The organism is Sulfobacillus thermotolerans, from assembly GCF_039623705.1.
Classification (GTDB): domain Bacteria; phylum Bacillota; class Sulfobacillia; order Sulfobacillales; family Sulfobacillaceae; genus Sulfobacillus; species Sulfobacillus thermotolerans.
Genome location: NZ_CP133983.1, coordinates 1456698 through 1469476 on the forward strand (window position 1 = coordinate 1456698; position 12779 = coordinate 1469476).

14 protein-coding genes, 2 pseudogenes and 1 CRISPR repeat array are annotated in these 12779 nt (G+C 50.9%); of the genes and pseudogenes, 12 read left to right on the forward strand and 4 right to left on the reverse strand.

The window, feature by feature from the left end; genetic code table 11:
* Positions 1-586 precede the first annotated feature (586 nt).
* The 3 genes from ORD20_RS07395 (at position 587) to ORD20_RS07405 (ending at position 2494) form a co-directional block, all read left to right on the forward strand.
* The gene (locus ORD20_RS07395) at positions 587-1537 is read left to right on the forward strand and encodes a hypothetical protein (protein WP_103376940.1); all 951 of its coding nucleotides are present in this window, start codon (positions 587-589) and stop codon (positions 1535-1537) included.
* An 80-nt stretch (positions 1538-1617) separates the two neighbouring features.
* Positions 1618-2205, forward strand: a complete 588-nt coding sequence (locus ORD20_RS07400; protein WP_103376939.1) for a class I SAM-dependent methyltransferase — start codon at positions 1618-1620, stop codon at positions 2203-2205.
* 112 nt (positions 2206-2317) lie between these two features.
* Positions 2318-2494, forward strand: coding sequence for a hypothetical protein (locus ORD20_RS07405; RefSeq protein ID WP_158246407.1), 177 nt, complete (start codon positions 2318-2320; stop codon positions 2492-2494).
* Positions 2495-2666: 172 nt separating this feature from the next.
* Positions 2667-4126: a CRISPR direct-repeat array (repeat unit 30 nt; unit sequence GTTTCAATTCCTCATAGGTAGGCTACAAAC).
* 303 nt (positions 4127-4429) lie between these two features.
* Here the strand turns inward: ORD20_RS07405 and ORD20_RS07410 are convergent.
* The 4 genes and pseudogenes from ORD20_RS07410 to ORD20_RS07425 form a co-directional block, all read right to left on the reverse strand.
* The gene (locus ORD20_RS07410; protein WP_158246406.1) at positions 4430-5383 is read right to left on the reverse strand and encodes an ATP-binding cassette domain-containing protein; all 954 of its coding nucleotides are present in this window, start codon (positions 5381-5383) and stop codon (positions 4430-4432) included.
* A complete protein-coding gene (locus ORD20_RS07415; RefSeq protein ID WP_430626692.1) occupies positions 5359-5958 on the reverse strand; it encodes an ABC transporter permease subunit in 600 nt (199 codons plus the stop codon). The genes ORD20_RS07410 and ORD20_RS07415 overlap by 25 nt, the downstream gene beginning before the upstream one ends.
* A gap of 129 nt (positions 5959-6087) precedes the next feature.
* Positions 6088-6447 (reverse strand): annotated as a pseudogene (locus ORD20_RS07420) (extracellular solute-binding protein); the annotation flags it as partial.
* Positions 6448-6494: 47 nt separating this feature from the next.
* Positions 6495-7556, reverse strand: a complete 1062-nt coding sequence (locus tag ORD20_RS07425) for an MFS transporter (protein ID WP_430626647.1) — start codon at positions 7554-7556, stop codon at positions 6495-6497.
* A gap of 261 nt (positions 7557-7817) precedes the next feature.
* Between ORD20_RS07425 and ORD20_RS07430 the strand changes: the two are divergent.
* The 9 genes and pseudogenes from ORD20_RS07430 to ORD20_RS07470 all read left to right on the forward strand — a co-directional run.
* Positions 7818-8162: pseudogene (locus tag ORD20_RS07430) on the forward strand (phosphosulfolactate synthase); the annotation flags it as partial.
* A gap of 109 nt (positions 8163-8271) precedes the next feature.
* Positions 8272-8628 (forward strand): DUF441 domain-containing protein, encoded by a 357-nt coding sequence (locus ORD20_RS07435; RefSeq protein ID WP_430626648.1) that lies wholly within the window; start codon positions 8272-8274, stop codon positions 8626-8628.
* A gap of 15 nt (positions 8629-8643) precedes the next feature.
* Positions 8644-8814 carry a DUF2619 domain-containing protein gene (locus ORD20_RS07440; RefSeq protein WP_430626649.1) on the forward strand — a complete coding sequence of 57 codons (171 nt, stop codon included), beginning with the start codon at positions 8644-8646 and terminating at the stop codon, positions 8812-8814.
* Complete coding sequence (locus tag ORD20_RS07445; RefSeq protein ID WP_430626650.1) at positions 8802-9332, forward strand: polysaccharide deacetylase family protein; 531 nt, start codon at positions 8802-8804, stop codon at positions 9330-9332. Before ORD20_RS07440 ends, ORD20_RS07445 begins: the two co-directional genes overlap by 13 nt.
* 53 nt (positions 9333-9385) lie before the next feature.
* Complete coding sequence (gene rsmD, locus ORD20_RS07450) at positions 9386-9928, forward strand: 16S rRNA (guanine(966)-N(2))-methyltransferase RsmD (RefSeq protein ID WP_103376930.1); 543 nt, start codon at positions 9386-9388, stop codon at positions 9926-9928.
* 15 nt (positions 9929-9943) lie between these two features.
* Positions 9944-10435 (forward strand): pantetheine-phosphate adenylyltransferase, encoded by a 492-nt coding sequence (coaD, locus tag ORD20_RS07455; protein ID WP_103376929.1) that lies wholly within the window; start codon positions 9944-9946, stop codon positions 10433-10435.
* Positions 10436-10437: 2 nt separating this feature from the next.
* A complete protein-coding gene (locus ORD20_RS07460; protein ID WP_103376928.1) occupies positions 10438-10902 on the forward strand; it encodes an ATPase in 465 nt (154 codons plus the stop codon).
* Positions 10903-10976: 74 nt separating this feature from the next.
* A complete protein-coding gene (locus ORD20_RS07465; RefSeq protein ID WP_103376927.1) occupies positions 10977-11747 on the forward strand; it encodes a patatin-like phospholipase family protein in 771 nt (256 codons plus the stop codon).
* Between the two features lie 11 nt (positions 11748-11758).
* Positions 11759-12778, forward strand: coding sequence for a YlbL family protein (locus tag ORD20_RS07470; protein ID WP_103376926.1), 1020 nt, complete (start codon positions 11759-11761; stop codon positions 12776-12778).
* Position 12779 lies beyond the last annotated feature (1 nt).

The following is a 12779-nucleotide window of genomic DNA, read 5'->3' on the forward strand; positions in this document are numbered from 1 at the left end:
TCAAGTTTCTGTTTAGGACAAGGTCGTAGCGACTCGGTGGTGACTAACCTATACGTCTTGAGTGTTAGATCTCGTGAACGCGAGGCAAATTTGCTCGTCGCTTCGTGAGGATTCTTTGTAGACCACTTACGTTTCGGAAACCTACGGAAATTGACGTTCCATGACCTCGAGCCGCTTCGCGGCGTTGTTAAAACAACTAACACATCTTGTTCTTCTGCCCCCTTGGGAATGGCGGGATTCATATACCGTGCTGGCTATGCTCGATGCGCCTATCATTGAGGAATCGCCTTGATCTAGGATTGGTTTTTGACGCGGTTGGATTTGTATCAACGGCCATGAGAGATTGGCCAACCTGCTTGCACGAACCACGATAGTTCCTAAGTTTTGTCATACGTTGAAAAATTGTGATGACGGCTACGAAACGTTCTCCTTTGCCCAAGATGTGGGGGATATAATGGAATGAGAAATGGCGACAGGCAGCAAGGGTCATCTTTGACGCACGAAATCCGGCCCTAGAACGTAAGCGTGAGCGAATGATGAGCGGGATTGGAAATGGAGTCATAAGACATACTTAAGGGGCTAATCAATGACGAACAGTCCAGAAGCCTTTTTGCCCCACCGGTTTATTACAGCGCTTAATGATCTAGGATTTGCGATTGACAAGCACACGAAGGTGGCCCTTCAGCCTCTACAAAGTATTGTGCTGAAGTGGAACCAAGCGTTGCGTTTGAAAGGGGAGGCCAGATTCCGTGATGCGGAACCCCATCCCCAGACGCAGCAGCTGGTTCCCATCGCCCCGATTCCCTTTACCGTGACTGGATGGCCAATCCATGTAGTGTTTTGGGGCCTGAATCCTCACTACGACGCGGGAGCACTGCAGGAAAAAATAGTTGCTAGCTCCTACCACGTGGAAGAACCTCCTGGCACGTGGTATTCCTATGCCCAGTTTTACTTGAACTACCCTTTCTCAGCTTCCGCACCATGGCCGGGAAGTCTCCCGTGGGCTATCCATAGCAGGTATTACTACAATCTCGGCACGATAACGGGCACCTTAAAAGACAAGCAGTTTACGTTATTGAAAGACAAGTATGAGGAGGCCGTTGATCCGTCGCAGAAGCGTTTGCAAGCCTTTTGGGATATCGCTAAGGATTACGGAATCATGGCGGCAGAGTATCTACCGATGCATTCACGGAAAACCGTAACAAGGACCCTTGGTCCTGGTAGCTCGGTCACCAAACAAGTTCAAGCGTATCATACCACGTTACTGCAGACCATCATGCAGGTGCTAGAGCCCGACGGATGGATTGTGGCTATGGGAAACCCATGCACACGTGCAGTGAGGCAATTACTGTCACAAAATGGTACATTGACCAAGATGCAGCACGTTAATGGGGCAATTGTCCTAGAGACGTGGACGCCTCGGGACAGTACATCATCCTTTAAGGTCAGCTTTGGCCCGTTTATAGGAACCGCGGGTGGCGCGCTGAACTCTACGGCGGCAGTCGAAAATTGGCTCGGGCACATGCTAGCCTATTGATTTGCAAGAGGCGGTTTGGGAAAGCGCTAGTCGGCGAATTCCCTATTCGTTCACTTCGTTGTCGAAGGAGGAGATGCTGGATGGGTATTGATTGGGAAGAAGCGTATTCTCGGGGAATACATTTAGCACAATGGCATTATTCACATCCATCCCAAGAACTTGTGACCTGTGTTGCGGCTCAATTAATCCCTGCCGGAGGCCAAGTGGTTGACTTGGGTTGTGGATCGGGGGGTGACGCGGTTTTTTTGGCGGGGTTAGGGTTTCATGTGATCGGTTTGGATATCAGCCGGGCGGCATTGGACATCGCCCGCCAGAATGCAGCGCACGCTCAAGTCTACGTTGAGTGGATCCATGCTAATGCTCTTAACATGCCCCTAGAAACAAGAAGTTGTGACTTTGTCTCAGACAGAGGATTAATGCATCATCTGGTTTATTCTGATCAACAAAGATATGTCCAAGAGGTCGCCCGAATTCTAAAGCCACACGGACGATTTCTTCTGCGAGGAGCGTCACGTGACTACCATGGAACCTTTGTGCCGATTACACACTTCTTAGTCGACGAATTATTTGATCCCAGCTTGTTTTCTTGCGGTCCAATTATGCCGTTTGTCATGCAAGCGGATTCTGGCCCTCTCGAATCCACGTTGGTTATTGCTACGCGCCAATAACGCTGGTCGTGCCCTAAGCACAATGGTGAAGGGCATCTACAACAGTTAAAATCGATGTGTCCTCGTTTTTCAAGGGAGTTAGCGTTCGCAGCCTTCTTGGAAACAATCTGAAATGATGACGAAGATTTTATTGATGGATATGGGTCAAGCTTGGCAAACTCAGACGGGCCGACCGCTCCAAGCCTTAAACGCGGTCCGTATTCCTTCGGTGAGCTTAGAAGCCATCCTACCGCCCATGTGGCATAGCAAGAGCTTGGGATTCCGAATGGGAGCAAGTGTGATTCTTTAGCATTCGTTCGGCGATGGCTCCATCGGCAAGTGCTTCATCTTCCTCAGTGAATACCAATGCGAGTTTCCGCTCTCTCTCTAGTACGACGACAATGGAAGGGTAGAAAGTTGGTACGTGTCAGAAGGCCGTACAAACCCGAACAGTTCCCGATCCATACAGAAGAGCGATTACCGTTTCAATTCCTCATAGGTAGGCTACAAACCCATGGGACACCTCTATAATCTGGGTTTCAAAAATCGTTTCAATTCCTCATAGGTAGGCTACAAACACAGAAAGGAGGGAATGCGGTAAATACCAGCACCAGTTTCAATTCCTCATAGGTAGGCTACAAACCCTGAGGATTGTTCTGAGTGTCAGGATATTGCATTAGCGTTTCAATTCCTCATAGGTAGGCTACAAACGGTTCAATGGTCGTATCGATCGTCGTATGTGTGGTGAGTTTCAATTCCTCATAGGTAGGCTACAAACTGATCACGGCCCGGAACGCGGCGGTGTCCGTGGCCAAAGTTTCAATTCCTCATAGGTAGGCTACAAACTTTCTTCTTCTCCTTCGTCCGTCCCTATGGATACGGTGTTTCAATTCCTCATAGGTAGGCTACAAACGTCTCGCAACTCCGCGGTGATCTTAAGAGGCTGATGGGCGTTTCAATTCCTCATAGGTAGGCTACAAACAATGAGGATGCAAGTTAGAGAAGGGATTTACGAAGGTTTCAATTCCTCATAGGTAGGCTACAAACGGATAACTAATACTGAGATGCAAGAGATTCGCGAGCAAGGTTTCAATTCCTCATAGGTAGGCTACAAACTATGCCCTGTCTGCGATATGGGTCCGCGTCAAACAAGTTTCAATTCCTCATAGGTAGGCTACAAACTTCCCGAATCTGTACACGCATGTTCTATACCCTCCGTTTCAATTCCTCATAGGTAGGCTACAAACGGGGACAGACACCTCCTTCTTTGAAACCGTGCCCACGTTTCAATTCCGTGATCTCGTGTGTTTTTCAATTCAATTCCTCATAGGTAGGCTACAAACTTTCGGACGGCTTATGTAGCGCGAGTATGGAACCCGTTTCAATTCCTCATAGGTAGGCTACAAACCAACAAGCCGTGATGCATAAGCCCGTGGATCTCGTGTGTTTCAATTCCTCATAGGTAGGCTACAAACAATTTGCCAGCCCGCCCAGCGGCGATACGCTGAGCCTCAGTTTCAATTCCTCATAGGTAGGCTACAAACCCTCCGGGCTGAAGTCCCGCAGTGGCCTGTACCTTGAGTTTCAATTCCTCATAGGTAGGCTACAAACGTAACAGTTGAAATGCGTTAGCGTGCTGTGGTAGAATGAGTTTCAATTCCTCATAGGTAGGCTACAAACACTGTGTAGCGTGTCAGGCGTATGTGGCGAGTATCCGTGTTTCAATTCCTCATAGGTAGGCTACAAACGCAATCCCTGGCCAGCTTGATGAGCTGTGCCCTTGGTTTCAATTCCTCATAGGTAGGCTACAAACTTTTGGCATGGTAGCAGGTACTTCTCTAACCTCAGTTTCAATTCCTCATAGGTAGGCTACAAACTCAGGAAGAAGGGTCCAATCATGATCAGTGACGATGTTTCAATTCCTCATAGGTAGGCTACAAACCCATTTTGCCGCGTGATATCAAGGATGTCAACGTCGTCCATTTTGAGTTTCGCCATACTTCTAAGCATTTAAAACGGTGAGATCCCTTACCAACCGTGGATTTGCGGTTTTTTTTAATTGTCGTCGATCTCCTAGGGTTTTTGCGCTATTTGAGGTCGACGACACTGTCGTAAGAGGTTTGAGGCTTAATTTGCCGCTTATGACACGGATAAATCGTTATTTAGCCTACAAGGGATTTGTCTATTAATGCTAGGTCATGGGATGAACTGATTCAGAATGGTTTTGACGGTCTAAAACTGGACCTCAATGGTCATTTAACGTAAAGGACACAATGGGGGCGCGAAGAAGGGTTAAGGCCTGAGCGGTCGTTTCGCGAGCAGCGTGTGGCGCTCGCCACTGGACGACCTGGTTATGGTAGACGGCTCGCCACGTGCGCTCAAGGGGGCTTGGGCCAGGGATACTAGTCACGTCCGCTTCGAGCACTTCTCCCTTGTCTGGAAATGCGCCAATCAGGAGATAGTCGGGATGAATCAGGAGGTGGTGGCAATTGTCCAGAGCGAAACTCCCACAGTAACCTAATAGTCGAGCAGTTTCCGGGGTGTCCGGATGGATGAGACAATCCTCAGGGGTACGGGTGGGGAAGACCTTCCCCTCATAAATGATTGTGACGGTATCGCTAAAAGTTAGGGCTTCAGAGAGTTGATGCGTTGAGAAGAGAATCCAAGAGGCGGGACGCGTCTCAAATAACCAGTGCATAATGCGCTGACGCTGGATGTGGTCCACTTGGGACAAGGATTCGTCTAATAACAAAACAGGCTGGGTTGTCGCCAAAGCCCGAACCAAGGCGATTTGCTGCTGTTGGCCACCCGATAATGTATGAGGCAATCGGTCCCAAAAGTCCGAGAGGGCGAGACCCGGTGGGGTAACCAGGGGGACTGTGGAATCAGGCTGGATCCAGCGTATCTGCTGACCGATGGTGCGAAAAGGGATAAGGCTTGGGCGCTGCGGTACATACGCCAAAGGCCGGCGGTAGGCCGGTAGAAAATCATGGGAAGGACCTTGCCAGATACTGTCTTTTAGGCCAATAGTAGCGAGCGTAGAACCTAGGCCAGCCAATGACCGCAACAACGTGGTCTTGCCGGACCCCGAGGGGCCCATAAGAGCATGCATACCAGCAGGCCATTCACTATGGCCATGTAAAAATCCGGGCGCAGAGAACTGGGCATAAAGGTTCATGAGGCCGTTCCTTGTCGCCACGTTAGAAATCCCGGTAGGGGAAGACCCACTAGGACTAGCCACAAGGCTAAAGAGAGGGCTTGAGGAAGCCCCGCCTCTTCTAAGGTTATCCATATTTGCACCGGAAGAGCTGTCGGGTGATAAGCCACTACGACCGGTGCCCCAAATGCGCCGACAATACGTGCCCAAGCCAGAGCGGTCGCCGTGACCAATCCGGGACGCGACGCTGGCCATAGGACAAAACGGAACGTTTGCCATGGCGATTTGTGAAGCGCCCAAGCGTCTTCTTCCCACGCCTTGGGGATGGCACTGATAGCGCTCCATGCGGTTAGAACAAAGTAGGGGAGCGCTTCGTAGACTTCGGCCAGTGTTAAAGCGGGAAAACTATTGGACGCGGCTTGCCACTGGCTTAAGATGGCTCCACTTGCTGTCGCGGGCGCTAAGACATAGGCGAGTACCAAGCCTAGCACCAAAGGCGGCATCAATAGCGCTAAGACCAACACCACAGCTACGAAGCGTTTGAATGCAGGAGAACGAATATAACGCAGATAATAGGCCGTGGGTAGACCCAAAATAAAAATAACGAGCAGTGCCAAACTTCCCGATTCGACGGTTACGGCTAGCGCGTGTCCCGCCCCTGGAGCCGATAATGCTGGAAAAACCGTATAGCCGTTTTTCGTCCAGGCGGCTTGTCCTCGCTTAGAGAGTAAAAATGTGATAAACCGAACGGCTTGCGTGGATGGTGGGCGCCCAATGGTGGTGACATCTACCGTTAATGGGGCACCGGTAATAACTTTGCCATTTGTGAGTTTCACCTGAGCCGAGGCATAAGTCGCGGCATCCTGAGGGTCGGCAAAGTTCAAGGATGGGGGTAATGCAATGTAATCTAAGTGGCGTTCAACGGCTTCGGACAAAAAGGCGCTAGAGGCATCGAGACCGCCACTTTGGAGCAAGGATAGCACACCTTCTTCGGTGTAGATTTCGGATCCGCTGTCAATAGGTCCCAAAATATTATGGACGATTTGCGGGTTCAAATGGTATTGCTTTTGGGCCAATTCAATCATCATGACAAAGGCTTGGCCTTGCGGATCGGTATTGGGGTTTGTCCGCCCTAGTTTGAATCCAGGTTGGGCTAAAAGCGCAAAGACATCGGATTAATAGAGGGTAAGACACTTCCCGTTCCAATACCTTGGATGACCAAAATGCCGATGGCCAAATAAGGATTAGTGGTGGCAAAAAACGGTTCGATGACCATCGCTAGTGCGATTAATCCCATGCCAATGACGACAATGGGGCGCGACCACTGCGCTAATCGTTTTTGCAACACCGTGCCAGAGATATAGGACATAACGGCGGAGGCCAGCACTGGAATGGCGATGACCAATCCGCGCGTAAACTCCCCGTAGCCGAAGTTCTTTTCCAAAATGTCTGCGAGATAGCTTAGGACTCCGAATAGCACAAATAAGACGACCGCTCCACCCAAAAAGGTGGTGAGAATCGATCCCGTTTTGGTTTTGAACGTCGTAGCCAATCCTTTCCAGTATTGACTCATGCCGCCTTCGACCTTTTGGTTTTTCGGTTCCTTTATTAAAAACCAAATCCCAGCGGCAATCGGAAACGACAAGAGACCATACACAAAAAACGGAGCAAACCATACGATAAGTGCCAGCGCGGATCCCGCGATAGGTGAAATGACTTTGCCCAGACCATTGGCGGCTTCCAACGTGCCTAAGGCGCCCGCACGTTTTTCCGATTGAAACATGTCGCCCGCCACCGCCATAGCCAATTGATAGGTTCCTCCCGCCCCAATACCTTGAAGTAAGCGAAATCCCATAATCCATGGATAGGGATGGGGGATAATCCATGCCGAAATCCCGGCACCGAGACCGGCTATGCCATACACCAAAAGCGCAGGGGTCATGATCACTCGCCGTCCGACGTGATCCGAGAGTGCTCCTGCAAAGGGAATGATGATGCCGGCGGGAATGGAGAAAATGGTGATTAACAGGCCGACTTGAAACAAGCTTAAGTGCATGACCTTCATCATCTTTGGCAAAACCGGGATGAGCATGGAATTGCCCAGAACCATGATAAAAGGGACGGTGGCTAGCACCCAGAGCTTGCGCGTATGCGACTTAAGGTCTTCTTGCTTTGACGGTTGCTGGTTATTGCGATGTTGGGCGTGTTGAGCCATGCCGCTGCCTCCATTTCCTTCAAATCACTCATGCTCTGTTAAGATGTCCCGTTTTGAAAGGCAAGATGACATCAAATTTATTGAATCACCTCCAGCTTTTCCCGCGAATATCGTGGCAGGGAACGGCAAAACAAATGGGAGGCCCGACATATGAGCAAACAGGATAAGGCTTGGTTTGACATCCTGGACTTTCCCCACCCGGACCGGACAGACAAACCACGGCAGCGGGGAATGACCATGGTAATCGACAAAGGCCTCGGGATGACGGAGACTAGGGATTTAATGGAATTGGCGAGTGACTATGTCGATCAGGTGAAGCTGACCTTTGGAACATCGGCGTTTTATAAAACCCGCTTGCTTCGCCAAAAAATTGAATTGGTCAAGTCGTATGGTGTGGATATTTTCCCCGGGGGTACGTTCTTAGAGCTTGCGTTATTGCAAGGGCGCATCGTGGAATATCTTGATCGCGCTCGGGAACTTGGATTTACAGGGATTGAGGTCTCAGATGGAACGATTGCCATTGACCCAGAGACCCGATTTTCGACGATTCAGCTGGCGCGTGCGTACGGTTTTCATTTAGTGATTAGTGAAGTCGGCAAAAAAGATCCCCGCGACGCGGTAACAGGGGAACCCCTATGGCAACAGGTGCAACAAGATCTCGACGAATCTGATTGCCGCGTCAGCGGCCATCTTGTTGGTGATTCGGTTTACCCGCATGAATTTTTTATATCCCATCCTCGAGCGCCGTGGGGTGGAAATCGGTTTGCTATTTCTGACCATGGCCATGCTGATTCCGTTTGCCTTGGGCAAAGTCAATGTCAAGGAAGTCTTTCAAAGTTTTTTTACCTTGCCAGGAATCCTCGCAGTGGTAGGGGGCGCGATTGCCACCAATTTGAATGGGCGGGGTTTGCATTTATTAGCTAACAACAGCCATTTAATGTTTGGGCTGATTGTTGGCTCGATTTTAGGAATTGTCCTGTGGGGCGGAATCCCGGTGGGACCGCTGATGGCCGCAGGGACAACTTATTTAATGTTAGAAATGGTGGGGTGGCTGAGCCATTTCTTAAAGTAGTCATTGGGAGGGCTCATGATGGGCAATGATGTGTACTTAAAGAGTATGGTCCTTATCCGGTTTTTGTCGGCCAGTATTGAATTTACCGGCGCGTTCTTAATGTGGCGCTATCAACGGCTTGATGTGGCCGTCCGTATTATGATGGGCCATGGCGTTCGTCGACGCCGCAGATTTTGCGCATTTTAGTGCAGCATCATGCGCTCGCCACGTTTTTTGTCATTGGCCAGCAGGTGCTGCGCGATCCGGATATTATCCGGCAAGAAGTGAAAGATCATATGGAGATCGGCAATCATACCTTTTCGCACATGAATTTGGCCAAGCATAGCTATGCACAAATTGTCTCGGACCTGTCGCAAGCGAATCAGGCGATTAAAGACGTCACGGGCCATCCTCCGACGTTGTTAAGAACTCCTTATGGCACTTATAACCCCACGGTATTGCGCGCTGCACAAGAACTCCACCTGCGAGTCATTATGTGGTCGTGGACAGAAGATACAAGGGATTGGGCCAACCCTGGGGTGGAGGCGATTGTCAGTCGCGTCGTTAGTCACATTCAACCGGGCGATATTGTGCTTTTCCATGATGGAGGATCAGACCGCTCCCAAACGATAGCTGCCCTACCGATTATCCTAAAAGACTTGGCTTTGCGCGGCTACCGCTTTGTGACCGTCTCTCAGCTCCTAACACAGGCACAGATGCATTAAAGCCGACGGCGATGGTATACTGGAATAAGTTTCTTGCTATGAGGAGGACTGACATGCGGATCGTGGGGGGATGGGCCTCCGGCCTGCGCATCGAGGCCCCTCCTGGCCAAGGCACCCGGCCGACGACAGAGCGCGTCCGCGAGGCCATTTTTAATAGTTTGCGGAATCAGGTTGAGGGGGCGCGAGTGCTCGACCTCTATGCGGGTAGTGGGGCAATGGCGTTGGAAAGCGTCTCGTGGGGCGCCGCGTCGTCGGTAGCGGTGGAGCCCAACCGAAAGGCCCAGATGGTGATTCGCGCTAACATTGAGCGGGTCAACATGAGCGAGTGGGTGCGTTTGTGGCCCGGTACGGCGGAGAGTGCTGTGGGGCATTTTCGGGACAAAGGGCATCAATTCAATCTGGTCATCTGCGATCCTCCGTGGAAAGATGGACTAAGCGCCACCATTCGCGAAGGCTTGCAAGACGTCTTGGCGCCAGAGGCATGGGTGGTCGTGGAACACCCGACAGGTCAGGATTTTGGTCCTTTGATGGGCACTATCCTTGTGAAAACACGACGCTATGGAGACACCACGATTAGCTATTGGACAAGATCCTAGAGCAAGGAGGCAGACATGGCACGACTTGCGGTTTATCCCGGTTCCTTTGATCCGATCCACTTGGGGCACGTTGACGTGATTGAGCGGGCCGCCAAGTTATTTGACACATTGATTGTGGCTGTCTTTGTCAACGTAGGGAAAACGCCGCGATTTTCGGCGGAGGAACGCATGCAATTAGTTCAGGCAGCCACACAACACATCCCCAATGTGCGCGTTGAGAAGAGTGAAGATTTGTTGGTGCGTTATGCACAAGAACGCCAGGTCGAAGCCATTGTGCGGGGATTGCGGGCGGTCTTGGACTTTGATTACGAATTTCAAATCGCCTTGATGAACAAAAAAATGGCGCCGGACCTAGAAACCATCTTTATTCTCACCAGTGAAAAATATTCTTATCTTAGCTCTACCCTCGTCAAAGAACTCGCGTCATACCATGCAGACGTCAAGGGCCTGGTGCCACCCGTGGTCGCCCTAGCCCTTCAAGAAAAATTTGCGGGGAGCAGGGGATGAGCATGACAAGTGAACCCATTGTGTCCGAATTGACGGTGTTATTAGACCGTTTTCAACAGTTGATTCAGCAATCGCGCAAGTTGCCGTGGACCCACCGGGTGCTTCTTGACGAAGCGGAATTGACCACTTTGGTGGCGCAGATTCAACATGTCTTGCCCGAAGAGGTCAAACAAGCGCGGTGGGTGGTCCAAGAGCGAGACCGATTGTTGGAGGATGCTCACAAAGAGGCCCAACAGATCGTGGAAACCGCGCGGGAGCAAGCGGCGAAACTAGCGGAAGAATCCGAGATTTTGCAAGAAGCTCGTCGCAAAGCCGACCAGATTGTTGACCAAGCACGGACGACAGCGCGGGAAATTCACCGGGCAGCCAGAGTGTATGCGGATGAAATTTTGGCCGGTTTGGTCACCGAATTAAATCACTTGAGCCAGAGCCTGGAAGCAAACCGCGCAGAATTGAGGGAAGAATAAGAGCACAGGACCTGCGGCAAAGTTTTGGTTGTCCTTGCATACGGTGATAGGGGAGGCAGTGAATTACCCACACAATGGAAAAGTACGGGGTAGCGTTGGCCTTGTCATCTGGGGGCGCTAGGGGACTCGCGCATATAGGCGTGCTGAAAGTCTTGGAAAGGCACCGCATTCCCATTGTGGCCATTGCGGGCTCGAGCATGGGCGGAGTCATTGGCGCTCTCTATAGTACAGGCTATTCGGGGGAAATGATTCACGATATTGCGCGCCGCATCAAGCGCAGCCACTGGATGGATTTTTCTTTGTCCAAAATGGGCATTTTGGCCGGAAAGAAACTGGAAGCCTTGATTGAGCTCTATACCCAAGGCAAAACATTTGCCGACTGCAAGCCGCCTTTGCAATTGGTGGCGGCAGACATTGAATTGGGTGCCGAAGTGGTATTAAATACGGGGTCGCTCGCGCGCGCTGTCCGCGCCACCTCGTCGATTCCAGGGGTTTTTAGTCCGGTGGTCATTGATAACCGTACGCTGGTCGACGGCGGGATCGTCAATCGCGTACCGGTGAGTGTTCTCCCCCAAGTTCCACATAATGTAACGGTCGCCGTGGATGTCGGCGTGACACTCACACCGCGAGTCCATTCCTTATTTGACGTACTGTTTCAGTCTTTTGACATCATGGCGCGCGAGTTAAGCCGATATCAGCCAGTTGAAGCAGATGTTGTCATTAAGCCGAAAGTGGACTTCAGCCGCGAGAGCCATGCCTATCATGTGGATGCCATCGTTCAAGCGGGGGAGGATGCCTGCGAAGCGGCCATATCTCACATTATTGAGCTTTTAGGGGAACGATGAGGAGGAATTCAATGAAGAGCAAGCGCAAGACCCTCAAATGGATTGTATGGGTCGCCGCGATATTCGTGGCTGTCGCCGTCGTCTTATGGTTTATCCCAACGCCATACCTGGTCATTACGCCGGGCGTCACCGGGAACTTAGCCCAAATGGTGCATGTGAAAAATGGGCACCCCGAGCCAGAAAAGGGCGAATTGCTCATGGTCGCGGTGGGGCTTCAGCAAGTGAATGAACTGGAATATTTGGGTGCGCGACTCGACCCAAATATGGAAATATTAAAGGCGAGCTACGCTATGGGCGGGCTGAACATGAATCAATACATTCAGTATAATGAGAGCCTGATGACCAATAGCCAGTTAACGGCTGAAGTGGCGGGTGAACGCCTTGCAGGCCTTCATGCGTATGTGAAAACCGTACCGGGGGCGTTGGTGATTGGGGTGTTAAAAAAGGGCAATGCTCAAGGCAAGCTGCAGCCTGGTGATTTAATTACTAAAATCGGGCCTTATTCCATTACCAACCCCAATCAAGTCCATGATATTATGCTCAAGCATTTTACGTTTGGGGAAATTGTGCCCTTTACCGTCGTGCGCAAGCACCAAACTGTGGTAGTGCCGATTCGGACGACCCATATTCCTCATGACTCCGCGCCAGCGATTGGCGTCATGATCTCGTCGTTGCAAGAACCTGTTATTCCACGGCCTGTAAGCATTAACAGCGAGGGCATTGGCGGTCCGAGTGCGGGGATGATGTTTTCTCTTGAAATTTACTCCCAAATTACGGGGAAAGACTTAGCCCACGGGCGAATTGTTGCGGGAACTGGGGAGATTACCCCGTCGGGACAGGTGCAGCCTATTGGAGGGGTCGCTCAAAAGGTTATTACCGTCCATCGTTCTGGGGCCACCGTGTTTCTTTGCCCCACGGCCAATTATCCGAAAGCCTTGGCTATGGCGCGCCGCAAAGGGTATCACATGACCATTTATCCCGTGTCGAATCTCACGCAAGCTTTGCACGATATCACCAAAGCGACTACATAAA

What these genes read in the sequence shown, in the direction of transcription:
- ORD20_RS07395 (WP_103376940.1), top strand. Translation starts at nt 587, where the DNA reads ATGACGAACAGTCCAGAAGCCTTTTTGCCCCACCGGTTTATTACAGCG.
- ORD20_RS07400 (WP_103376939.1), top strand. Translation starts at nt 1,618, where the DNA reads ATGGGTATTGATTGGGAAGAAGCGTATTCTCGGGGAATACATTTAGCA.
- ORD20_RS07405 (WP_158246407.1), top strand. Translation starts at nt 2,318, where the DNA reads ATGATGACGAAGATTTTATTGATGGATATGGGTCAAGCTTGGCAAACT.
- ORD20_RS07425 (WP_430626647.1), bottom strand. Translation starts at nt 7,556, where the DNA reads ATGGCTCAACACGCCCAACATCGCAATAACCAGCAACCGTCAAAGCAA.
- ORD20_RS07435 (WP_430626648.1), top strand. Translation starts at nt 8,272, where the DNA reads ATGAATTTTTTATATCCCATCCTCGAGCGCCGTGGGGTGGAAATCGGT.
- ORD20_RS07440 (WP_430626649.1), top strand. Translation starts at nt 8,644, where the DNA reads ATGATGGGCAATGATGTGTACTTAAAGAGTATGGTCCTTATCCGGTTT.
- rsmD (WP_103376930.1), top strand. Translation starts at nt 9,386, where the DNA reads ATGCGGATCGTGGGGGGATGGGCCTCCGGCCTGCGCATCGAGGCCCCT.
- coaD (WP_103376929.1), top strand. Translation starts at nt 9,944, where the DNA reads ATGGCACGACTTGCGGTTTATCCCGGTTCCTTTGATCCGATCCACTTG.
- ORD20_RS07460 (WP_103376928.1), top strand. Translation starts at nt 10,438, where the DNA reads ATGACAAGTGAACCCATTGTGTCCGAATTGACGGTGTTATTAGACCGT.
- ORD20_RS07465 (WP_103376927.1), top strand. Translation starts at nt 10,977, where the DNA reads ATGGAAAAGTACGGGGTAGCGTTGGCCTTGTCATCTGGGGGCGCTAGG.
- ORD20_RS07470 (WP_103376926.1), top strand. Translation starts at nt 11,759, where the DNA reads ATGAAGAGCAAGCGCAAGACCCTCAAATGGATTGTATGGGTCGCCGCG.